The organism is Shinella agrisoli, assembly GCF_046557955.1.
Classification (GTDB): domain Bacteria; phylum Pseudomonadota; class Alphaproteobacteria; order Rhizobiales; family Rhizobiaceae; genus Shinella.
On sequence record NZ_JBJIEP010000013.1, the window covers coordinates 132035 to 152973 of the forward strand.

The following is a 20939-nucleotide window of genomic DNA, read 5'->3' on the forward strand; positions in this document are numbered from 1 at the left end:
GGCTACACCCGCGGCATCTTCGAGAAGATGCGGAAGGCGTTTTCGGTGGTGATGCGGGCGATCTCGTCGATGCCGACGCCGATCGTCTCGGCCAGCACCGCCGCCGTGTGCGCCACATAGGCCGGCTCGTTGCGTTTTCCGCGGAAGGGCTTCGGCGCAAGGTAGGGCGCGTCCGTCTCGACCAGCAGGCGCTCCGGCGGCACGGTTTTGGCGATGTCGCGCAGCTCTTCCGACTTGGGGAAGGTCAGGATGCCGGAGAAGGAAACGTAACCGCCGAGCTCCACGCCGATCCGCGCCAGGTCCGGGCCGGAGGAGAAGCAGTGCAGCAGGAAGGGGAAGGCCCCCTTCCCCGTCTCTTCCCGCAGGATCGCCGCCATGTCCTCGTCCGCCGAGCGGCTGTGGATGACGAGCGGCAGGCCGGTTTGGCGCGCCGCGGCGATGTGGTTGCGAAGGCCGGTGGCCTGCGCGTCGCGCGGCGCATTGTCGTAGTGGTAGTCGAGGCCCGCCTCGCCGATCGCCACCACGCGCGGATGCTTCGACAGCGCGACCAGCTCGGAAACCGGAATGTCGAGCTCCTCGTCCGCATTGTGCGGATGCGTGCCGACCGAGCAGAACACCGACGGATATTTTTCCGCGATCGCCAGGATCGCCGGGAACTTCCGCACCCGCGTCGAGATGGTGATCATCTGCTTCACGCCGGCCGCGTGCGCCCGCGCGACGATGGCGTCGCGCTCCGCTTCGAAATCCGGGAAATCCAGATGGCAGTGGGTGTCGATCAGCATCGCCGGCTTCACGCCTCCGGCGCGACGTAACGCGGGAAGACCGGCGCCGGCGCCTCCAGCGGCGTGCCGCTGACGAGGCGGCCGGCCTCGCCGAGCGCGGAAAAATCGCGCTTTTCCGCCGGGGCCGCGACGAGGTCGAGCAGCTTTTCGCCCGACTGCGGCATGAAGGGCTGCAGCAGGATGGCGATCTGGCGCACGACTTCGGCCGTCACGTAAAGCACGGTGCCCATGCGGACCGGATCGGTCTTCTTCAGCGCCCAGGGCGCCTCGCCCGCGAAATAGCGGTCGGCTTCCGACACGACGGCGATGACGGCGGCCAGCGCCTTGTGGATCTGCTGCCTGCCCATCTCCTCCCGGGTGATGGCGTGCAGCGCATCGACGGAGGCGAGCATCGCGCGGTCGGCGTCGGTCAGCGCGCCGCAGTCCGGCACCTTGCCGTCGCAGTTCTTGACGATCATCGACAGCGAGCGGCTGGCAAGGTTGCCGATGCCGTTGGCAAGGTCGGAGTTGATGCGCGTGGCGATCCCCTCCTCGCTGTAGCTGCCGTCCTGGCCGAAGGAGACTTCGCGCAGGAAGAAGTAGCGGATCGGGTCGAGGCCGAAATGGTTCACGAGGTTGACCGGGTCGACCACGTTGCCGAGCGACTTCGACATCTTCTCGCCCTTGTTGAGCAGGAAGCCGTGGGCGAAGACACGTCCGGGCAGCGGCAGGCCGGCCGACATCAGGAACGCCGGCCAGTAGACCGCGTGGAATCGGATGATGTCCTTGCCGATCACATGGATGTCCGCCGGCCAGTATTTCGCCCGCGGGCCTTCCGGGTCGGTGAGATAGCCGGTCGCGGTGATGTAGTTGGTCAGCGCATCGACCCAGACATACATGACGTGCGCCGGATCGTCCGGGACGGGAATGCCCCAGTCGAACGTCGTGCGCGAGACCGAAAGGTCCTTGAGGCCGGACTTGACGAAGGAGACCACCTCGTTGCGCCGCTCGGCGGGGCCGATGAAGTCCGGATTGTCCTCGTAGTGCTTCAGAAGCTTGTCCTGGTAAGCGGAGAGGCGGAAGAAATAGCTCTCCTCCTCCACCCATTCGACGGGCGTGCCCTGCGGGCCGTAGCGCACGCCGTCGTCGCGCAGTTCCGTCTCGCCTTCCTGGTAATAGGCCTCGTCGCGCACGGAGTACCAGCCGGCATAGCTGTCCTTGTAGATGTCGCCGTTCTCGGCCATGCGGCGCCAGATTTCGGCGCAGGCCTCGTAATGCCGCTCCTCGGTCGTGCGGATGAAATCATCGTTCGACGCATTAAGAAGAACGGCCATATCCTTGAATTCTTTTGAATTCCTATCGGCAAGTTCGCGCGGCGAAATGCCTTCCTTGCGCGCCGTCTGCTGCATCTTCTGGCCGTGCTCGTCGGTGCCGGTCAGGAAGAAGACGTCGCGCCCGTCCAGCCGCTGGTAGCGCGCCATGGCATCCGTCGCGATCAGCTCGTAGGCATGGCCGATATGCGGCTTGCCGTTCGGATAGGAAATGGCGGTCGTGATGTAGTACGGGGACGTGTCGGTCATCGCTCGCGTGTCTGTCTTCGGTTGTGCAATGCCGCAAGGTATTAGACCATGCGGGCGCGAAGGGAAACAGCAAGTTGCTTCAAAGCGCCGTCCGGATGTCGTCGAGCACGCTGATGACCGTCTGCTTGCGGTCGAGATTGTAGGCCTGGGCTATGGCGATGCGCTCGCTAAGCTGCGAGGAAAGCCGCGCAAGGCGGTCGGCGCGGGCGATATCGCCGGAAAGCGCTGCGCTGCGCGCGGCGTCCGTCACGAAATCGGCCGCGTGCTGGCAGAAGAAGGAAAAGACGGTGTCGCTGTCCCTGGCCGAAAGCACGTCGGCGAGCTTGTGCACGTCGCGGCGGGGAGGCTCGGCGGGCGCCGCGACGATGGCGCGAAAGGCCTCGACGATGTCGAACCCGCCGTAGTTGACAAGCTTCAGCGCTTCGCAAACGCTGCCGCGCGCTGCTGAAAGCACCTCCCCCGCCCGCGCGCCGGAGGGGGCGGCGCCGAGGCTGTCGAGCGCGGCGGCAAGGTCGGCTTCGGCGAGCGGCGACAGGGAAAGCGGCAGGCAGCGCGAGCGGATCGTCGGCAGCAGCTTGCCGGGCGCATGGGTCAGCACGAGGAAGAGCGAACGCCTCGGCGGCTCTTCCAGGAGCTTCAGGATGGCGTTGGCGGCGTTGCGGTTGAGGTCGTCGGCCGGGTCGATGATAACGATGCGCCAGTTGCCCGTGCCGGAGGTCTGCGCCAGGAACTTTCCGGCCCTGCGCACCTCGTCCACCGTGATCGCCGATTTGACCTTGCCGGTCTTCTCGTCGACCGGCCGGGTGAGGTGCAGGAGGTTATGCGACGCCCCCGCCGCAAGCTGGCGCGTGATGGGCGAAGCGGGCGACGGATCGGCGATCGTCTCCGGCGCTTCGGCGGGCTCGGGGTGATGCAGCACGTGGTTGGCGAAGCGGAAGGCGAGCGTCGCCTTGCCGATGCCCTCCGGTCCTTCGATCAGGATGGCGTGGTGGCCCTTGCCGGAGCGGTAGGAGCGCGCGAGGAACGCCTCGGCCGCAGCGTGGCCGAAGAGTTTTATCTGCTCGGCGGGGTGCACCGCGCCGTCGAGAATGCCGGGGCGCTCCTCGCTCACGAGACATGCTCCGGATCCTGCCGGCCGTGCGCGGTGATGGGCAGCAGCGGCTCGACGATGGAAAGCACCTGCGCGGCGATCGCTTCCGGCGTCTGCGTGGCGTCCACCACGCGGCAGCGCAGCGGCTCGCGCTCGGCGATGTCGAGAAAGGCCTCGCGGCGCTTCTCGTGCGTTTCCAGCTCTTCCTTCTCGAAACGATCGGGCTGCTCGCTCTCGCCCGGCCCGGCGCTGCGCGTGCGGGCGCGCTCGAGGCCGACGGCGGCCGGAAGGTCGAAGATGATGGTGCAGTCCGGCACGACGCCGTTGACCGCCACGCGCTCCAGCGCCTCGATGAAAGGCTGCTCCAGATTGCCCGTGATGCCCTGGTAGACGCGGGAGGAATCCATGAAGCGGTCGCAGAGCACGACCGTGCCGGCGCTGAGCGCCGGGCGGATGACCTGCTCGACATGGTCGCTGCGCGCGGCGGCGAAGAGGATCGCCTCCATGCGGATGCCGTAGGGCTCGGCCGCGCCGGAAAGGAGGACATGGCGCACGGCTTCCGCCCCCTTGGAGCCGCCGGGCTCGCGCGTCGTCAGCACCGTGAGGCCCCGGTCGCGCAATGCGTTTGCCAGAAGCCGGATCTGCGTCGACTTTCCGGCGCCTTCGCCGCCTTCGAACGTGACAAACAAACCGGGTGCGGCCGACAAATCCTACTTCCGTTCCAGTGGCCGCGACGGCGGCCCTTTAGACGATATCCGCCAGGCGGAGACGAGTCGGACCACTACTAGCCCATGTTTCCGGCAGACGAAATGCTTTTCGGACCGGTCTGCCCCATCGAGCCCGAAGAAGTCAAATCCAGAAGAAGAACAGCTCTATCAGCGCGTCCAGCGCCCGCGAGCGCAGGCTGCCGACGCCCACGGTCCCGGCGGTCCTCACGGGCACTTCGCGCAGCAGCTGCTTCTCGTTCCAGATCTTCAGCGTGCCGACCGGCTGGTCCGGCTCGACGGGCGCGCGCACCGGCCATGTATAGACGACGCGGGCGACGAGCCGTTGCGAATTGTCCTTCGGCAGGAACACGTCCACCTGTTCGCCCGCCACCAGCGCCACCGTGGAGGCGTCGCCTCCGTAGACGCTCGCATCGGCGATCGTCTCGCCCTCCCGGAAGAGCGTGCGCCGCTCGAAGGAAGACAGCGCCCATTCGATGATGCGGCGCGATTCCTCGATGCGCGCCTTGTCGCTTTCCATGCCGCCCATGGCGAGCAGCAGGCGCTTGCCCTCGCGGCTCACGGCCGCGACGATCGAGTAGCCGCCCTCCTCCGAGAAGCCGGTGACGAAGCCGGTCACGCCGAGATTGAGCGCCAGCAGCGGGTTGCGGTTGCGCTGCTTGATCTTGTTCCACTCGAACTCGGGTTCGAGGTAGTAGCGCATGTACCCGGGATAGGCAGTCTGCAGGTGGCGCGCGAGCATCACCATCTCGCGCATCGTCACCTTGTTGTCCGGGTTCGGCAGGCCGGTGGCATTGGCGAAGGTGGATTTCTGCAGCCCGAGCGCCCTCGCCTCCTTCGTCATCCTCTCGGCAAAGGCGGCCTCCGAGCCGGCGATCCCCTCTCCCAGGATGATGCAGGCATCGTTGGCGAACTGCACCGCGACGCCGCGGATGAGATCCTCCACGCGCACGTTCGATTTCAGCGCGGCGAACATGGTGGAGGTGCGCGAAGGCGCCCCGCCCGTGCGCCAGGCATGTTCGGTGACGGGATATTGCGTCTCCAGCGTGATCTCGCCGCCGGCCAGCGCCTTGAACACCGTCGCCAGGGTCATCAGCTTGGCGAGCGAGGCGGCGGGCACCGCCTCGTCCTCCGCCCGGGCAAACAGCACCGTGCCGGTTTCCGCCTCGATCAGATAGACCTGCTTCGCCTTGACGTCGAAAGCGCCCTGCGGCGCGCCCGACTGGGCATGCGCGAGGCTGAGGAACGACAAGGAGAAAACGAGGAAGGCGAATAGACGGCGATGCATGGCGACTCCGGATGTCGTCACACTCACACAGCCGCGTGCATTGCGCAAACGGCTTTGAACGCGCGGGCCATCAGCCCGCTCCCTAACCCGCGTTGTCGGCGAGCGCGGAGAGCGGCGTCAGCGTGCCGTCGATCGTCAGGATGGCGTCGAAGGCGCCGGAAGCGTCCCGCACGCGCTCGTCCGCATAGGCGGCCGCATAGCTCGGCTCGGCGGAAAGCTGGGGGATGGCATTCGGCCGTTCGATCGGCATCGGGCCGATCTCCGGCAGCAGCACGAACTGCTCCATCGCCTGGAAGGCATCGCTCGCCGGGGCCGTCTTGGCGAGCGCCGTCATCGTGCTCTGCTCGGGAACGCTCAACGTGCCCTCGCCCACGCCCGGCAGCGCGCTGTCGTCGGCCGACGCCACCATGACGCCGGTCGCGATTTGGCCGCCCGGATCGACCGCCGGAACGCGCGAGCCCTTCGGGACGTAGGACGCCATGAGATAAGGCATGTCGTTGCCTTCGAGCGGCGCCTTGCCGACATATTGCACGCGCACCTTCGCCGTGCCGGTGCGCTTCATGTCGAGCAGGTCGGCGGTCTTGGAGGAGACGTCGATCACGCGGCCTTCGTGGAACGGGCCGCGGTCGTTGACGCGCACGACGACCGACGTGCCGTTTTCGAGGTTGGTGACGCGCGCGTAGCTCGGCAGCGGGAAAGTCGGGTGCGCGGCGGAAAGGTGGTACTTGTCGTAGATTTCGCCGTTCGCCGTCTTGCGGCCGTGGAAGGCGGAGCCGTACCAGGAAGCAAGGCCCGTCCTGTTGTAGCCCGGCTCTTCCTTCGGCTGATACCACTTGCCGCGGACCTGATAGGCCTTGCCGACCTGGTAGCGCCCGCCACCCTTCGGCACAGCCTGCCCTTCTTCCACGACGCGCGGGCTCGCCTTCACGCCATATTCGGATTCGGAGAAGAATTCCTTGCTGCGGACTTTCTTCTTGGGCGCCGGTGTCGTCGTGGCACAGGCGGCAAGGCCCGCGCAGACCAGCGGAATAACGATGAACCGAAGGCCCGTGCCGAAACGGTTCGCATGCGTCTTCAAGTTTTTGTGTCCCACGCCGCTATTGTCCCCGACGGTGTGCCAGCCAACTGCCTTGCCCCTGCAAGCCGGCCGTCAATGCCACTCAGTAAATAACAGTACGTTAATCATGCCAATAACATGGCAAAATTGCGAATGAATGGGAACCCGCAGACGAGGATCGATGATTTATGGTTTCCGGATGGTTAACGCGCCCGCCGCAACCGGGCGAGCGCCTCGTTCCGGTCGGTTTGCCGCAGCGTCAGGACGCCTCTGCCTGCAGGACGTCGAAGAGCTGCTCCGGATCGCGCACGCCATGCCGATAGAGCGTGATGATCGACCGCGCGAGCGAGCGGGCCCGTGCCTCGTCGAGGTCGGGGCTGGTGGTCGTCGTCAATCGTGTGAACACGCCCTTCAGGATATCGAGATCCTGAGGCTCGAACATGCCGATATGCGTGGGGTCTCGAAGCACTTCCATTGCTGCCTCCCCTTCTTCCGCATCCAGCCGGCAATATTGCTTTCGGGTGCGGCCAGATTCTAGAGTCACAATGCGACAGCAACAAGTCGGGAAATGTTGTAGCCGCCTTGGCGGAAGAGGTGGGATTCGAACCCACGGTAGGCTTTCACCTACGCCGGTTTTCAAGACCGGTGCCTTAAACCGCTCGGCCACTCTTCCATCAGATTGATATTAAAGAGATTTTTCCTTCAATATCAGATGCGGAAGCCTCCGCTACGCACCTTGCAACTATTTAGGCTTGCGACTTGCGCTTATAGCGGCTTGCAATGCTGCGTCAACTTGTTCGGTGTGGACGCCGTGCGCCATACCGTAAGGCCGGCAGCATCAGGCCGAGGGCGAAGACATCTTTTCGGGTTCCAGAACTTCAATTGTTGATAGGCCCATACAGGCGCCGGCTTATGATCTCCAGCGAACGGTCGGGCCTAATCCGGTACACCTCGACATAGTTTTGTCGGGTTACTGGATCTTGGACGTTGTGGCTGAACGTGCTGCCGATCGGCGCCTTCATGAGTTTCGTGCGGGGCTGACCGTTATAGGTGATGCTGCCGGGCACCGGTTCCAGCCCCTGGGCCGTCGCCGGAAGTGCCGTGAGGCCCACAGCGGCACTCGTTATCAGGAAATTGCGAACGCGCGACATGGTATCCTCCGTGGTGTTTCACGGCCAATCCGCAACCAGCAGAGAGGTTCCATCCGAAAGTACGGCCGCAACAAGATGCCATTAGGGCAGGCGCATCAGCCAAGCCAGAAGGTTCGATCCCATACCGGAATTGGCCCGGCCACCTCCAAGATGATGACGCGAACCCGCCGAGCGACCTCCGGAGGTATCCGTCCAAGAACGACGATAGCTTGCGGCTCGAAAGCAATCTCGATTTTATGCTGGGAGCAGACTGCATCATATGCGATCGCTGCTTTTATCGAGGCATGCAGGCCGTATTCTTGCGCGCCGAAGCCGCCGCCGAGAGATGCCTGAAACATCTCGTCCTCCCTTGTTTTCGTTATTTCTTGAAAACGAAGATTGGCTCGCGATGTTCCGTTGGCGGTTCCAGGGGCCCCCTGCGCGGAGGGAGGCGGTAGACATATGATATTTGTCGGCACGCGAAAGCACCCGCTGAACGTTGCGGTCCGCGGCGGTTCTCCATTTTTGGGTTTGACGGTGCCGCCCCCAGCGCCTAGTCAGAGCGAGGGGGGAAGCCTTGTGAGGTGGGCATGCGCACAAGAAAACTGATCGGGTTGCACCAACTTGTGTGGCAGGGCGATGAGGAAGCGATGCCGCCCTGGGTTCGTCGCTATGCCGATGACGTCCTGTCCCGCCCGCTATGGCAGCGACTGACGTTATACCGATCGTTGAAACGGAAGCTCAAACTCAGGAATCGGTTTGCGATCAAGCACCTGACGGGCCGTGGTATTGAGGTCGGAGCACAGCAAGTCCCGACAAAGACGTCCGGCAATTGCGCGGTCGAATATGTGGATGTCATCCCCAACGAAGTGCTTGTGGAGCGATATGGCTTGTCCCTGGAAAAGCTGGTGCCGCTCACTCACATAATCGACGGCAACAACCTTTCGGTTTACGCGGACGGCGAGCTGGACTTCATCATAGCAAACCACGTTCTCGAGCACTTTGACGACCCCGTCGGGGGCCTATGTGAATGGCTCCGCGTCATCCGAGATGGCGGCAGGATATTCATGACCTTGCCGAACTTCCGGTGTAACTACTATGATTTTGAACGCCTTCCGGCGCGACGGGATCACCTGGAGCTTGACTATCGGGACGCGGATGGCCGCCCGGCCCGCAATTTCGAACATTATGTGGAAATCGCGACGACGCTATACCAGTCGACTGACGCAGACGCGATGAGACAGCTCGCCCAAGAATGGACCGATACCGATAACCGCCAGCATTACCATGTCTATGACGCGACAACGGTCAAGGATGTGCTTGACCTTGCCGCCAGCGCTGCGAAGGTAGGCCTGCGATTCGTAGACGGGTTATTGGCTAGGGACGGGTTTGAGTTTTTGCTTGTCCTTGAGAAGCGCTCATCGGGAGGCCTGCAAAACTGGCCGCTCCCCGACCGATAGCGCTCCAGCTGCGCGTGTATCGCCGTGCAGTCGATGATGATCTCGCTGATTCCGAGACATGGCATGCGGTTTCAGGCGTACGGCGCTATGTCGCGGCGATTGTGGAATGCCCTTGCTGTCAAATGCAAAAGATCCAGGTGAGCTCTCGTGTTACGAGGAAAGCATGAGCACTGTGGAGCGCATTTGATACCGTTTTGGACGAGCTGATCGCGAAATCTGATGAACTGCCCGGCGTGATAAGCGTGTTGACGATCCAATAGCCGCCCGCCAACGTAATCGCTGGAGGGCGCTCGCGGGTCTCAATCATCTGTGTTGGTGATACTCGACAGCGCTGCCACTCGCAGGTATCCCTGATGTCATGATTTCTGACAGCTTTCAGTCAAAGGATAACAGGGGCAGAGGGCTCAAAATGGCCGACGAGAACCCGACAACTTATAACCTCGCAAGCGTAACGATTGGCGATATCACTCTGACCTTTCGTAGGGAAGATGCTGGTGGCACGCATTATTATGGCCGTAGCCATTTTGAAGAATACCACAGCCCGTTCTACCCAATTTTGCGCACAGCTATTTCTCCGGAGATCTGCATCGACGTCGGCGCAAACTATGGCTATACCGGCTTGCTCATGCGGCGCGCGTTTCCAAAATGTGCGCTCACTCTCGTTGAGCCTATCCCGTGGTTGGCAGAATTTATACACACCAATTTTGCTGCCAACGGAATGAAATTTGATTGCTTTCACTCGGCGATCGCGTCGAACGGCTCCGAAACCGGAAGATCCTTATTTGGTCTTAACGAGAAAGGTTCACAAGACTCTCGGGTAACTCCGTTAAAAGGCTGGCCAGTCGTCGAAACGGACGTTGTGACCCTGGACAAAATAACCGCTGATGTAAGCGAGAGCCAGGGAGTTTACATCAAGATTGACACACAAGGCTGGGAAGAGCACGTATTCGCTGGCGGGTATGAATTTCTGAGCCGACACCCAAAATGGTTCATCAAGACTGAGTTTGCTCCCCAATGGATGGATAGCCAAGGCAGCGATCCTGTTAATATGTTGCGAGACCTAACTGCGCGCTATGATGTCTTTGAAAGTCCCGGGCGCCAGCGTTGGAACAGTTCTACTCTTGAGGATATCCTTGGTACTCCTCTTCATTCTGGCTGCGAATTTGAGTTCGTCGACTATGTACGCAAACTTGCCATGCATGGAAGAGGCTGGGTCGATCTTTATGTTTTGCCGCCCGCACATCGCCGTACGTTTCATACCGCACGGCGAGTAAATCCTGTTAACAGGATCAAACAGGCATGGAATCGTTGGCTCAGCACGCGTCGCTCGTAGCAGACGATCCATTTGATTGGCTGAGGTGCTGCGACGTCGAATTCGCGCTGGTTTCCGGCCATAAGCGACACGCGCTCCTCCACGGTTGCGCCCACCTTCAGAACGACCGACGCGACGAGTTGCAAAACGCACATGCGGTGCGCTACCACCGCACACAATACTCATGGAGCAAAGAGGCGACCGTGACATTCTTGTCCAGAATGACAAGATGGCCGATGTAGCCGTTGGTCGTGACGGCGTCGTTCCACGCCTCGGCGCTCGCCGGGTCGATGATCGTCGGGTTCTCAGCGGTATTGCCCATATCTTGCGTTTTGGCTGCCGGTGGCAGGATTCCCCCGCCGCCTACGGCCCGCCGACGACCATTTACAATCACTTTCATCTTCATCGCTGGGCAGGGCGCGGCCTCTGGCAGAAGCTGTTCGATGCGCTGGTTGAAGCCAACCCTGCGGACATGTGGATGATCGATTCCACCACAGTCAAGGCTCACCGATCGGCGGCTGGCGGAAAAGGGGGCGCAAACGCAAGCGATCGGCCGCTCGCGGGTGGCAGGACTATGAAAATCCACGTCCTCGTAGACGATCGTGGCCGCCCGCTCAATCTTCGGGTCTCGCCGCGCCAGATGGGGGACATAAAGGCTGCGGTTCCTCTGCTGGACTGCATGAGCGCAGCATACTTCCTGATCGCAGATACTGCTTATGACAGTGATTGTCTCAGACAGTACATGCCCAGGCGAAAAAACGTCCCCGTCATTCCGCATAATCCGACACGCAAACGAAAACATCCTTTCGATGAAAGGCTCGCCGCAGACTTCAAAGCCGCAATCCTTATCGCCGCCATCGTCATATGGTGGGCTATTTGAGGCTCGTGCCTAACGGAACTTATTTGATCAGTCACGTCGGGCCGTGCGGAGGGCAAAGTCGCGTTTGCCCGTTGCCGCCCTTGTTTTGGACACAATGGCCTCCTATATCACGGCCATCGGCATTGCTGATGAGCGCTGGAAAGCTTCTGCCGCTCGCAATTGCCGCCATCACCTGATGCCTCTGACCACGGATGTACTGGCACGGGTGAACAGGTGATGATGAGGAAGGTCGGTGCGTTTTCGCCCCGGCCTTTTTTGTTGTCCGGAACACTTTCTTGTTGTCCGGAACAATCGGGCGGCGTGACCGATTTCGGCTCTGTCAACACAGGAGGCCGATCATGGAAACCACGCCCACCGCAAAGCTTGCCGCGCAATATCTTCGCCTCGGCGGCGGCCGGCTGGCGAAGATCGACGACAACCACATCACCACCCGCAAATGGGAGCACGAGAGCCGGGCCGCCGAGGCATTCTGGAACGAGCATATCGCGCCGCTCGACGAGAAGAGCCGCGACGAGGTGATCTCGCACCTGCCGACCATCAACCAGGTCTGAGGCGAAAATCACACTCGCCGCATCTTCCTGCCTGCGGCCGCGGGCGCGCCTACACTCCGCCACGATCTTCGCCATGAGATGGCTCGCGGCCGGGAACCAATGCACCGGATTCGCCATTATCGTGCCAGTTAGAAGGAGTGCACAGATGAACAAGAAGCTTGGAACCGTCCTCGCGTTGACCCTTGCGCAGGCTTTCGCGACGGCGGCCGGCGCGGCGGACATGGTTTACCGCGACGAGGCGCCGGCCTATGTCGACCGCGGCGCGCGCGACGGGGTGAAGATCGGCATGCTGACCTGCGACGTCGGCGGCGGCGTCGGCTACGTGGTCGGCTCGGCCAAGAGCGTCGACTGCGTGTTCAGCGCGACCAACGGCGAGCAGGACACCTATACGGGCGTCATCCGCAAGATGGGCGTCGATCTCGGCTTCACCACGCAGGGCCGCATCGTCTGGGCCGTCTTCGCGCCGACGGCCGGCTACCACCAGGGCTCGCTCGGCGGCCTCTACCAGGGCGCGACGGCGGAAGCGACCGTCGGCGTCGGTGTCGGCACCAACGTCCTCGTCGGCGGCACCTCCGGCTCGATCCACCTCCAGACGGTCAGCGTCAGCGGCCAGATCGGCCTCAACCTCGCGGCGACGGGCACGTCGGTCACGCTGACGCCGCAGGGCTGACGACACGGCGGGCGGCTTCGGCCGCCCGTTCCTTATGGCGCGCGATCTGCTAGGATCGCGCCGAAAGGAGCCGCCATGAAGCGCATCGCCCTGCCCTTGCTCTTCCCCCTCTTCCTTGCCGCCTGCACCGTGGGCGGCGGCGTGCCGCTCGAGCCCGTTCCCGGCAGCATCACCTATCACGGCCAACCCCGCACGAAGCTCACGAAATCGCCGATCGGCAGCACGTTCGAGCACCGCTTCAAGGACGGCCCCTCCCGCGAGGTCTTCGAAACCTACCGCATCGAGCCGGATCGTTCGCTGGCCATCATCCACCGCCGCGTGCGAATCAACTACTACTGACGCGGCCGGACAATGGAGGCGACCATGCTGGAAAGCACCGATATCGAACTCGAGGACGAGCGGCTGAAACAGCTCGACATCCTGGCCGAAGAGCGCGCCATGACGCCGGCGGAACTGCTTGCGCACTATGCTTCCGGCTCCTTCGGCTTCCACGAGGCGGTGCATACGACATCCATCGTGCTCGACCTCGTCGACGACCAGCTGCTGCATCACCCCGCCATTGCCGGCAACAGCGAGTGGTTCCGCCTTGCCGCGCGGGCCAGCGAAGCGCTGTTCAACCTGTACCAGTCGATGGGCGCCGCGCAGCTCGCCACGCCACCGGCGGAAGAGGGCAAGCGGCCGGAAGAGCTGAACGCCAGCAACGACGACTGATCCAATTAGCGCCTTGCGCCACGGGAGCGACGGCCCTACCCTATCTTCTTGAATTCCCAAGGAATCAGGATAGACGCGCTTGCCCCATGCGACACCGCTGATCGCAACGTTGGTTGCCGGCATCTGTCTCGCCTTCGTGGCGGGGCTGGTCGCGCATCGCTTCCGCCTTCCGCCGATCGCCGGCTACCTGCTGGCCGGCGTCGTCATCGGGCCGTTCACGCCCGGCTTCGTCGCCGATCAGAAGCTCGCGAACGAACTGGCCGAGATCGGCGTCATCCTCCTGATGTTCGGCGTGGGCCTGCACTTTTCCCTGAAGGACCTCCTGTCCGTCCGCGCCATCGCCATTCCGGGCGCCATCGGGCAGATCCTGGTCGCCACCTTCTTCGGCCTGCTCTTGGGGCTTGCGATGGGCTGGTCGGCGGGCAGCGGTTTCGTCTTCGGCCTGTCGCTGTCCGTCGCCAGCACCGTCGTCCTGCTGCGCGCCCTGCAGGAGCGCCGCATGGTGGAGATGGAGAAGGGGCGCATCGCGGTCGGCTGGCTCATCGTCGAGGACCTGGTGATGGTCCTCACCCTCGTTCTCCTGCCGCCGCTCGCCGGCGTGCTCGGCGGCACGGCACAGACCGCCGACGTCGATCCGGAACTGACGCGCGCCCTCGGCATCGGCGCCGTTTGGACTGCCGTAAGCGTCACCGCCGTCAAGGTCTCCGCCTTCATCGCGCTCATGCTCGTCGTCGGCCGCAAGGTCATCCCGCTGATCCTGCACTATGTGGCGCATACGGGCTCGCGCGAACTGTTCCGCCTGTCGGTGCTGGCGATCGCGTTGGGGGTCGCTTACGGTTCGGCCAAGCTCTTCGGCGTGTCCTTCGCGCTCGGCGCCTTCTTCGCCGGCATGGTTCTCGCCGAATCGCAGCTCAGCCAGCAGGCCGCGCGCGAAACCCTGCCGTTGCGCGATGCCTTCGCCGTTCTCTTCTTCGTGTCCGTCGGCATGCTGTTCGATCCGGTCAACCTCATGGAACGGCCGCTCGCCATCCTCGCGACCTTCGTGACGATCGTCTTCATCAAGTCGGCCGCGGCCTATCTCATCGTCAAGGCCTTCGGCTATCCGCGCACCATCGCGCTGACGATCGCCGCGAGCCTCGCGCAGATCGGCGAATTCTCCTTCATCCTCGTCGTGCTCGGTGTCGGGCTCAACCTGCTTCCGCCGGTCGCGCAGGACCTCGTGGTTGCGGGCGCGCTGTTTTCCATCCTCGTCAATCCCCTGCTCTTCATGGCGGTGGACCACTACGGCGCGAAGCTGGATGCGCCCGCGGCCGGGCAGGAGCCCGCCCCCGGCGAGGCGCCGCCGCAGGCCGAAGAGCCGGCCGCCGAAGACGAGCCGGAGCCGACGGCCCTCACCGACCATGCGGTGGTCGTCGGCTATGGCCGCGTCGGCAAGCGCGTCGTCGAGCGGCTGAGGGCGGCCGGCATTCCGCTGCTCGTCATCGAGGAACGCGCGGGCGTGGCCGGGGCGTTGCGCGCAGGCGGCATCGAGGCGATCGGCGAGCCGGCGGGCAATCGCGGCGTGCTGGCGCAGGCCAATATTGCCGGCGCGCGCTGGTTCGTGACGGCCATACCGGATGTTTTCGCCGCCGGCACGCTGATCGAGCAGGCGCGTACCGCAAACGGCGCGATCGCGATCGTCGCGCGCGCGGCGTCGCAGGCCGAGGCGGACCATCTGCGGCAGTTCGGCGCCAACCATATCGTCATCGCCAAGGACGAGCTCGCCGCCGCCATGGCCGAGCAGCTGCTGACCGGCGACAGGGCATACCGGACGCGCGAGGACGGCGGCGCGCAGGGTGAACTCGACCTCGCCTCGCCCTCCCCGGTATGACCGGGAATGCCGGCGAAACCCGGTTCATCGGAATTCCTCCGGATTCTTGGCTTTGCCGCAAGCGATGCCGCTTCGGCTGGAAATGCCTTATTTCCCGTCGCGCAGCGCCTGCACGACCCGCTCGCGGCCAACCTTGATGACATTTTCCATGGCGCGGCGGGCCCCCTCCTCGTCCCGCTTGTCGATCTCCTCGACGATGCGGATATGGGTGGTCGCGACGTCGCCCACCTTGCTCCGGTCGGCTGCGGGCGAGCTGAGCTTGAAGGCGCCGACGAGCGCGGCCTCGATCAGGCTGCCGACGGTGCGCAGAAACGGATTGCGCGAGGCTTCGAGCACGGAAAGGTGGAATTTCAGGTCCGCCATGGCGAGCGTTTCGGCCGTGTGCTCCGGATCGCCCATGGCGACGGCGAGGCGCATCATCTGGCTGATATCGGCCTCCGTGGCGTGGCGCGCGGCCAGCGCCGCCGCGTGAGGCTCGAAGGCAAGCCGCACCTCGGAAAGGTGCAGCAGGAAATCCTCGTTGATGCCGACGGCGAAATACCAGGTGAGGATGTCGCTGTCGAAGAGGTTCCATTGGGTATTCGGCGTCACGCGGGTGCCGATGCGCGCGCGCGGCACGACGAGCCCCTTTGCCGCAAGCGTCTTCATCGCCTCGCGCAGCACCGTGCGGGAGACCTTGAAGCGGGCCGCGAGCTCCGCATCGCCCGGCAGCGTTGCCCCGACGGGGTATTCGCCCGCGATGATGGCCCGGCCCAGTTCGTTGACGACCTGTGCATGGCTGGTGCGCGTGCTCATCCCGCTGATGACCGTCTCAAGCAAACCCTTGCGCAATAACCTTCCCCCTCCTCCGTTCCGGACCACTCCTTTTGTTCCGGAACCATCCGGCAGGTATAGAGTGCCGCGCCGATTCCGCAAAGTCCGTTCATGTCGCATGCCTGTCACAGACGAAAAAGGCGCCTCTCTCGAGGCGCCTCGGTTTGTTTGACGAACATCGCTCCAGGCACTCCGTCATCCTCAGGCTTGACCCAAGGATCCATTCTTTTCAAAGACTTATGGATGGCCGGGTCAAGCCCGACCATGACGGAGGAGAGGTTTGGTGCCTCTCCTTACTTCGGCAGCTGGTCGTCGACGCCGGCGATGTAGAAGTTCATGCCGAGCAGCGTGCCGTCGTCCGAAACCTGGCCTTCGGCCAGCCAGTCGGAGCCGTCCTGCTTCTTGATCGGTCCGGTGAAGGGATGCAGTTCGCCCGAGCGGATCTTCGCCTCGGCTTCCTCGGCGAGCTTCTTCACGTCGTCCGGCATGTTGGTGTAGGGCGCCATGGTGAGGATGCCGTCCTTCAGGCCGTCCCAGATCTGCTCGGACTTCCAGGTGCCGTCGAGAACCGCCTGGGTTCGCTTGATGTAATAGGCGCCCCAGGTGTCGACGATGGCGGTCAGCTGGGTCTGAGGGCCGGCGGCGATCATGTCCGAGGCCTGGCCGAAGGCCTTGATGCCGCGCTCGGCGGCGACCTGCATGGGAGCCGTCGTGTCGGTGTGCTGGGTCAGGATGTCGACGCCCTGGTCGATGAGCGCCTTGGCGGCATCGGCTTCCTTGCCGGGATCGAACCAGGTGTTGGCCCAGATGACCTTGACCTTGAAGTCCGGATTGATCGACTGCGCGCCGTGCACGAAGGAATTGATGCCCATCACGACTTCCGGGATGGGGAAGGAGGCGATGTAGCCCGCGACGCCCTTTTGGGAGATCTTTGCGGCGATGATGCCCTGGATGTAGCGGCCTTCGTAGAAGCGCGCGTTGTAGGTCGCGACGTTCGGCGCCGACTTGAAGCCGGTCGCGTGCTCGAACTTCACGTCCGGGAACTTTTCCGCCACCTTGATCGTGGCGTCCATGAAGCCGAACGAGGTGGTGAAGACCAGCGCGCAGCCGGAACGGGCCATGCGCTCGATCGCGCGCTCGGCGTCCGGGCCTTCCGGAACGTTTTCCAGGAACGGGGTTTCGATCTTGTCGCCGAAATGCTTCTGCAGTTCCTGCCGGCCGATGTCGTGCGCCTGGGTCCAGCCGCCGTCGGTCTTGGAGCCGACATAGATGAAGCAGATCTTGGTCTTGTCCTGGGCGCCGGCTGCGGCGGCAAAGGCAAGGACGGCCGCCGACGTTGCGAGAGCGAGAATGATTTTCTTCATTTTATCCTCTGTAGGTTAGGAGTGGTTTTTCCCGTCTTCTTGTTCTTCTCACCGATCGGGCACGAACGGCTTGCCGAGAGAGGCAGGCGTGTTGATCAGCGTCATGCGCCGATTGTGTGATATCAGGATTAGTACGATAACAGTGGCGGCGTAGGGAAGAGCCGACAGGAACTGCGACGGGATGCCGAGGCCGAGCGCCTGGGCATGCAGCTGGCTGATCGAGACCGCACCGAAGAGATAGCCGCCCGCAAGCAGCCGCCAGGGCCGCCACGAAGCGAAGACGACGAGCGCCAGCGCGATCCAGCCACGTCCGGCGGACATGTTCTCCACCCATTGCGGCGTGTAGACCAGCGAGAGCTGCGCGCCGGCGAGCCCCGCGCAGGCGCCGCCGAACATGACGGCGAGATAGCGCGCGCGGATGACATGGATGCCGAGCGCGTGGGCGGAGGCGTGGTTGTCGCCGATCGCGCGGATTTTCAGGCCGGCGCGGCTCCTGAACAGGAACCAGTTCACCCCGAAGACGAGCGCGATGGACAGGTAGAAGATGAGGTCCTGCCTGAACAGCAGCGGGCCGAGGAACGGAATATCCGACAAGAGGGGAATGGCGATCGGCTGGAGCTTGATGCCGGACATGCCGACATAGGGCTCGCCGATCTGGCCGGAAACGCCGAGGCCGAGAATGGTGAGCGCGAGGCCGGTCGCCACCTGGTTGGCGACGAGCGTCAGCGTCAGGAAGCCGAAGAGCAGCGAGAAGAGCGCGCCGCAGGCGATGCCGGCGAGGATGCCGACATAGGGCGAGCCCGTCGCCTGCGTCGCCGCGAAGGCGAGCACGGCGCCCATGACCATCATGCCTTCGACGCCGAGATTGAGCACGCCCGACCGCTCGGCGACGAGTTCGCCGAGCGAGGCGAGCACCAGCGGCGTTGCCGCGGTGATGACGGTAAGAAGGATCGCTTCGACCATGCCCATCAGTGCGCTCCCCCTTCGCTGGCCCGGCCGAGGCGGGAGAAGACCAGCCTTATCCTGTACTGGATGAGCGTGTCGCAGGAGAGCACGAAGAAGAGCAGCAGGCCCTGGAAGACACGCGTGACCTTGTCGGAAACGCTGAGCGTCAGCTGCACCGCCTCGCCTCCCACATAGGTCAGCGCCAGGAACAGGCCGGCGGCGATGATGCCGAGCGGGCTGAGGCGGCCGAGGAAGGCGACGATGATCGCCGTGAAGCCGTAGCCGGGCGAGATGACCGGCTGCAGCTTGCCGATGACGCCGCTCACCTCCGAAATGCCGGCAAGCCCGGCGAGCGCGCCGGAGAGCAGCATGGAGAACCAGATCATCCGCCGGGAGGAGAAGCCGGCGAAGCGCCCTGCCCGCTCCGACTGGCCGAGCACGGTGATCTCGAAGCCCTTCAGCGTGTAGCGCATCATGATCCAGAGGCCGACGGCCGCGACGATCGCGAAGGCGAAGCCAAGGTTGGCGCGGCCCGAGGCGACGAGCTCCGGCAGGATCGCCTCCGGCGCGAAATCCCGCGAGACCGGAAAATTGTAGGCGTCCGGGCTGCGCCAGGGTCCGCGTACCAGCCAGTCGAGGAAGAGCTGGGCGATGTAGACCAGCATCAGGCTCGTCAGGATCTCGTTGGTGTTCATGTGCGCCTTGAGGAAGGCGGGGATTGCGGCATAGAGCGCACCGCCGATCATGCCGCAGATCAGCATCAGCGGCAGGACGAGCGGGGAATGCCAGTCGTGGAAGACGATGGGCACGATGGCACCCGCGATGGCGCCCGCGATGAACTGCCCCTCGGCGCCGATGTTCCAGTTGTTCGACCGGTAACAGATCGAGAGCCCGGCGCCGATCAGGATCAGCGGCGCCGCCTTGATGGCGATCTCGTGCAGCGACCAGACGTCGAGCAGCGGCTCGATGAAGAAGCTGTAGAGCGCCGAGACGGGGCTCTTGCCGATGAGCGCGAACATGATGCCGCCGGCGATCACCGTCAGCCCGAGCGCAAGGAACGGGGAGAGGACGGAAAACAGCGTTGACGGGCTCGCGCGTTTTTCGAGTTCAATGCGCATGGGCCGCCTCCGCGCCTTCCGTCTTGCCGTACATGCCGCCCATCAGGAGGCCGATCTTCTCGCGCGTCAGCTCGTGCGCGGGATAGGCATCGGAAAGCCGGCCCTCGCTGATGACCGCGATTTCCGTCGCCACCTCGAAGATCTCGTCGAGGTCCTGGCTGATCACCAGCACGGCCGAGCCGGACCTTGCAAGGTCGACGAGCGCCTGCCGGATGCGGCTCGCCGCTCCGGCATCCACGCCCCAGGTCGGCTGGTTGACGACCAGCACGGCCGGCTGGCGGTCGAGCTCGCGGCCGACGATATATTTCTGCAGGTTGCCGCCCGAGAGCGAGCCGGCCGCCGGGTCGTCGCCGCTCTTGCGCACGTCCATCGCCTCGGCGATGCGCCGCGAGGCGATGCGCACCACGGCATGGCGGATGATGCCGAGCACGCCGCCGGACAGGAAGGTCCTGCGGTCGGACTGGTTGCGCGCCAGCACGAGATTGTCGGAGAGCGACAGCGACGGCACGGCGGCGTGGCCGTGCCGTTCCTCGGGCACGAAGCCGGCCCCCATCAGGCGCCGGGCGGTGATGCCGAGCATGCCGGCGGCCTTGCCGCGAATGAAGACGGCGGAAGCGTCCGCAACCGGATATTCGCCGGACAGCGCATCGAAAAGCTCGCCCTGCCCGTTGCCGGCAACGCCGGCGATCGCCAGCACCTCGCCGCCCCGCACCTTGAGACAGACGTTCTTGAGCGCGACGGCAAAGGGCGTGCGCGCCGGCACGCTCAAATGCCGCGCCTCGAGCAGCACCTCGCCCCTGGTGCTGGTGCCGGCCGCGCTCACCGAGGCGACGTCGCTGCCGACCATCATGCGGGCGAGCGAGGCCGGCGTTTCCCGGCGCGGGTCGCAGGCGCCGGTGACCTTGCCGTGGCGAAGCACCGTCGCGCGGTCGCAGATGCGCTGCACCTCCTCCAGGCGATGGCTGATATAGAGCACCGAGCGGCCTTCGGCCTTCAGCTTGGCGAGCGTGTCGAACAGGCGATCGGCCTCCTGCGGCGTCAGCACGGAGGTGGGCTCGTCGAGGATGATGAGCTCCGGGTTCTGCAGGAGCGCGCGCACGATCTCGATGCGCTGGCGCTCGCCAACCGAGAGGTCGGCGACGTGCGCCTTCGGGTCGAGCGGCAGGCCGTAGAGATGCGAAAGGCGCGAGGCCTCTTCCGCCACCTTGGACAGCGAGACGCCGGGGCTGAGCGAGAGCGCGATGTTCTCCGCGACCGTCAGCGCCTCGAAGAGAGAAAAATGCTGGAAAACCATCCCGATGCCGAGGCGCCGCGCGGCGCCGGGGCTCGGGATGCGGACGGCCTCGCCCTTCCACAGGATGTCCCCGCTGGTCGGCGCAAGCACGCCGAAGAGCATCTTCACCAGAGTGGACTTGCCCGCGCCGTTCTCGCCCAGGAGGGCGTGGATCTCGCCAGGCCGGATATCGAGGTCGATGCCGTCACACGCGGCAAACGAACCGAATAGCTTTGTCAGGCTGCGGACAGCCAGCAACGGACTGCCCCCGGACGCTCCAACGGCTGACACTCTGCCCCTCTTTCCTGCGAACTCGGCCCCTGCCGCCCGTTCGGGCCGTG

At 64.2% G+C, this 20939-nt stretch carries 22 protein-coding genes and 1 tRNA gene; 8 read left to right on the top strand and 15 right to left on the bottom strand.

Translation table 11 applies throughout. From position 1 onward, the window contains the following. Positions 1-2: 2 nt before the first annotated feature. The 10 genes from ACIIOY_RS15155 to ACIIOY_RS15200 all read right to left on the bottom strand — a co-directional run bounded on the left by ACIIOY_RS15155 (position 3) and on the right by ACIIOY_RS15200 (position 7990). Positions 3-782 (bottom strand): TatD family hydrolase, encoded by a 780-nt coding sequence (locus tag ACIIOY_RS15155; protein ID WP_411035507.1) that lies wholly within the window; start codon positions 780-782, stop codon positions 3-5. An 8-nt stretch (positions 783-790) separates the two neighbouring features. After that, complete coding sequence (gene metG, locus ACIIOY_RS15160) at positions 791-2341, bottom strand: methionine--tRNA ligase (RefSeq protein ID WP_411035508.1); 1551 nt, start codon at positions 2339-2341, stop codon at positions 791-793. 79 nt (positions 2342-2420) lie between these two features. Beyond that, a complete protein-coding gene (locus ACIIOY_RS15165) occupies positions 2421-3452 on the bottom strand; it encodes a DNA polymerase III subunit delta' (RefSeq protein ID WP_411035509.1) in 1032 nt (343 codons plus the stop codon). After that, on the bottom strand, positions 3449-4138 hold the full coding sequence (gene tmk / locus ACIIOY_RS15170; RefSeq protein WP_411035510.1) for a dTMP kinase: 690 nt from the start codon (positions 4136-4138) through the stop codon (positions 3449-3451). The genes ACIIOY_RS15165 and tmk overlap by 4 nt, the downstream gene beginning before the upstream one ends. 142 nt (positions 4139-4280) lie before the next feature. Beyond that, positions 4281-5444 (bottom strand): D-alanyl-D-alanine carboxypeptidase family protein, encoded by a 1164-nt coding sequence (locus ACIIOY_RS15175; RefSeq protein ID WP_411035511.1) that lies wholly within the window; start codon positions 5442-5444, stop codon positions 4281-4283. 82 nt (positions 5445-5526) lie between these two features. After that, entirely contained in the window at positions 5527-6522 is a 996-nt protein-coding gene (locus ACIIOY_RS15180) for a septal ring lytic transglycosylase RlpA family protein (protein ID WP_411035512.1), read from the bottom strand. Between the two features lie 238 nt (positions 6523-6760). Next, positions 6761-6976, bottom strand: a complete 216-nt coding sequence (locus ACIIOY_RS15185) for a hypothetical protein (protein ID WP_411035513.1) — start codon at positions 6974-6976, stop codon at positions 6761-6763. 108 nt (positions 6977-7084) lie between these two features. Continuing rightward, positions 7085-7174 (bottom strand) — tRNA-Ser (locus ACIIOY_RS15190). A 205-nt stretch (positions 7175-7379) separates the two neighbouring features. After that, positions 7380-7652: a hypothetical protein gene (locus tag ACIIOY_RS15195; RefSeq protein ID WP_411035514.1), complete on the bottom strand. Its 273-nt coding sequence runs from the start codon at positions 7650-7652 to the stop codon at positions 7380-7382. Positions 7653-7747: 95 nt separating this feature from the next. Beyond that, a complete protein-coding gene (locus tag ACIIOY_RS15200) occupies positions 7748-7990 on the bottom strand; it encodes a hypothetical protein (RefSeq protein WP_411035515.1) in 243 nt (80 codons plus the stop codon). A 231-nt stretch (positions 7991-8221) separates the two neighbouring features. On the opposite strand from ACIIOY_RS15200, the gene ACIIOY_RS15205 reads away from it, so the two are divergent. The 8 genes from ACIIOY_RS15205 to ACIIOY_RS15240 all read left to right on the top strand — a co-directional run bounded on the left by ACIIOY_RS15205 (position 8222) and on the right by ACIIOY_RS15240 (position 15085). Beyond that, positions 8222-9091, top strand: a complete 870-nt coding sequence (locus ACIIOY_RS15205) for a methyltransferase domain-containing protein (protein WP_411035516.1) — start codon at positions 8222-8224, stop codon at positions 9089-9091. Positions 9092-9500: 409 nt separating this feature from the next. Next, complete coding sequence (locus ACIIOY_RS15210) at positions 9501-10424, top strand: FkbM family methyltransferase (RefSeq protein WP_411035517.1); 924 nt, start codon at positions 9501-9503, stop codon at positions 10422-10424. A 208-nt stretch (positions 10425-10632) separates the two neighbouring features. Continuing rightward, positions 10633-11283: an IS5 family transposase gene (locus tag ACIIOY_RS15215; protein WP_411035518.1), complete on the top strand. Its 651-nt coding sequence runs from the start codon at positions 10633-10635 to the stop codon at positions 11281-11283. Between the two features lie 338 nt (positions 11284-11621). Then, the gene (locus ACIIOY_RS15220; RefSeq protein WP_411035519.1) at positions 11622-11834 is read left to right on the top strand and encodes a hypothetical protein; all 213 of its coding nucleotides are present in this window, start codon (positions 11622-11624) and stop codon (positions 11832-11834) included. A gap of 145 nt (positions 11835-11979) precedes the next feature. Then, positions 11980-12504, top strand: a complete 525-nt coding sequence (locus ACIIOY_RS15225) for a DUF992 domain-containing protein (protein ID WP_411035520.1) — start codon at positions 11980-11982, stop codon at positions 12502-12504. A 75-nt stretch (positions 12505-12579) separates the two neighbouring features. After that, positions 12580-12843: a hypothetical protein gene (locus tag ACIIOY_RS15230; protein WP_411035521.1), complete on the top strand. Its 264-nt coding sequence runs from the start codon at positions 12580-12582 to the stop codon at positions 12841-12843. 24 nt (positions 12844-12867) lie between these two features. Beyond that, positions 12868-13215, top strand: a complete 348-nt coding sequence (locus tag ACIIOY_RS15235) for a hypothetical protein (protein ID WP_411035522.1) — start codon at positions 12868-12870, stop codon at positions 13213-13215. Positions 13216-13294: 79 nt separating this feature from the next. Continuing rightward, complete coding sequence (locus ACIIOY_RS15240; RefSeq protein WP_411035523.1) at positions 13295-15085, top strand: cation:proton antiporter domain-containing protein; 1791 nt, start codon at positions 13295-13297, stop codon at positions 15083-15085. Positions 15086-15172: 87 nt separating this feature from the next. Here the strand turns inward: ACIIOY_RS15240 and ACIIOY_RS15245 are convergent, their stop codons facing one another. The 5 genes from ACIIOY_RS15245 to ACIIOY_RS15265 all read right to left on the bottom strand — a co-directional run bounded on the left by ACIIOY_RS15245 (position 15173) and on the right by ACIIOY_RS15265 (position 20889). Then, positions 15173-15880 (bottom strand): FadR/GntR family transcriptional regulator, encoded by a 708-nt coding sequence (locus tag ACIIOY_RS15245; protein WP_411035524.1) that lies wholly within the window; start codon positions 15878-15880, stop codon positions 15173-15175. Positions 15881-16191: 311 nt separating this feature from the next. Continuing rightward, on the bottom strand, positions 16192-17262 hold the full coding sequence (locus ACIIOY_RS15250; protein WP_411035525.1) for a BMP family ABC transporter substrate-binding protein: 1071 nt from the start codon (positions 17260-17262) through the stop codon (positions 16192-16194). A gap of 48 nt (positions 17263-17310) precedes the next feature. Further along, positions 17311-18231: an ABC transporter permease gene (locus ACIIOY_RS15255; protein ID WP_411035526.1), complete on the bottom strand. Its 921-nt coding sequence runs from the start codon at positions 18229-18231 to the stop codon at positions 17311-17313. Continuing rightward, positions 18231-19325: an ABC transporter permease gene (locus tag ACIIOY_RS15260; protein WP_411035527.1), complete on the bottom strand. Its 1095-nt coding sequence runs from the start codon at positions 19323-19325 to the stop codon at positions 18231-18233. The genes ACIIOY_RS15255 and ACIIOY_RS15260 overlap by 1 nt, the downstream gene beginning before the upstream one ends. Beyond that, on the bottom strand, positions 19315-20889 hold the full coding sequence (locus ACIIOY_RS15265) for an ABC transporter ATP-binding protein (RefSeq protein ID WP_411035528.1): 1575 nt from the start codon (positions 20887-20889) through the stop codon (positions 19315-19317). The genes ACIIOY_RS15260 and ACIIOY_RS15265 overlap by 11 nt, the downstream gene beginning before the upstream one ends. Positions 20890-20939 lie beyond the last annotated feature (50 nt).

Coding starts and splice junctions, on each gene's coding strand:
- ACIIOY_RS15185 (WP_411035513.1), bottom strand. CDS start 6,976: ATGGAAGTGCTTCGAGACCCCACGCATATCGGCATGTTCGAGCCTCAG.
- ACIIOY_RS15200 (WP_411035515.1), bottom strand. CDS start 7,990: ATGTTTCAGGCATCTCTCGGCGGCGGCTTCGGCGCGCAAGAATACGGC.
- ACIIOY_RS15155 (WP_411035507.1), bottom strand. CDS start 782: ATGCTGATCGACACCCACTGCCATCTGGATTTCCCGGATTTCGAAGCG.
- ACIIOY_RS15220 (WP_411035519.1), top strand. CDS start 11,622: ATGGAAACCACGCCCACCGCAAAGCTTGCCGCGCAATATCTTCGCCTC.
- ACIIOY_RS15210 (WP_411035517.1), top strand. CDS start 9,501: ATGGCCGACGAGAACCCGACAACTTATAACCTCGCAAGCGTAACGATT.
- ACIIOY_RS15230 (WP_411035521.1), top strand. CDS start 12,580: ATGAAGCGCATCGCCCTGCCCTTGCTCTTCCCCCTCTTCCTTGCCGCC.
- ACIIOY_RS15205 (WP_411035516.1), top strand. CDS start 8,222: ATGCGCACAAGAAAACTGATCGGGTTGCACCAACTTGTGTGGCAGGGC.
- ACIIOY_RS15225 (WP_411035520.1), top strand. CDS start 11,980: ATGAACAAGAAGCTTGGAACCGTCCTCGCGTTGACCCTTGCGCAGGCT.
- ACIIOY_RS15255 (WP_411035526.1), bottom strand. CDS start 18,231: ATGGGCATGGTCGAAGCGATCCTTCTTACCGTCATCACCGCGGCAACG.
- ACIIOY_RS15215 (WP_411035518.1), top strand. CDS start 10,633: ATGGCCGATGTAGCCGTTGGTCGTGACGGCGTCGTTCCACGCCTCGGC.
- ACIIOY_RS15245 (WP_411035524.1), bottom strand. CDS start 15,880: ATGAGCACGCGCACCAGCCATGCACAGGTCGTCAACGAACTGGGCCGG.
- ACIIOY_RS15235 (WP_411035522.1), top strand. CDS start 12,868: ATGCTGGAAAGCACCGATATCGAACTCGAGGACGAGCGGCTGAAACAG.
- ACIIOY_RS15175 (WP_411035511.1), bottom strand. CDS start 5,444: ATGCATCGCCGTCTATTCGCCTTCCTCGTTTTCTCCTTGTCGTTCCTC.
- metG (WP_411035508.1), bottom strand. CDS start 2,341: ATGACCGACACGTCCCCGTACTACATCACGACCGCCATTTCCTATCCG.
- ACIIOY_RS15250 (WP_411035525.1), bottom strand. CDS start 17,262: ATGAAGAAAATCATTCTCGCTCTCGCAACGTCGGCGGCCGTCCTTGCC.
- ACIIOY_RS15195 (WP_411035514.1), bottom strand. CDS start 7,652: ATGTCGCGCGTTCGCAATTTCCTGATAACGAGTGCCGCTGTGGGCCTC.
- ACIIOY_RS15260 (WP_411035527.1), bottom strand. CDS start 19,325: ATGCGCATTGAACTCGAAAAACGCGCGAGCCCGTCAACGCTGTTTTCC.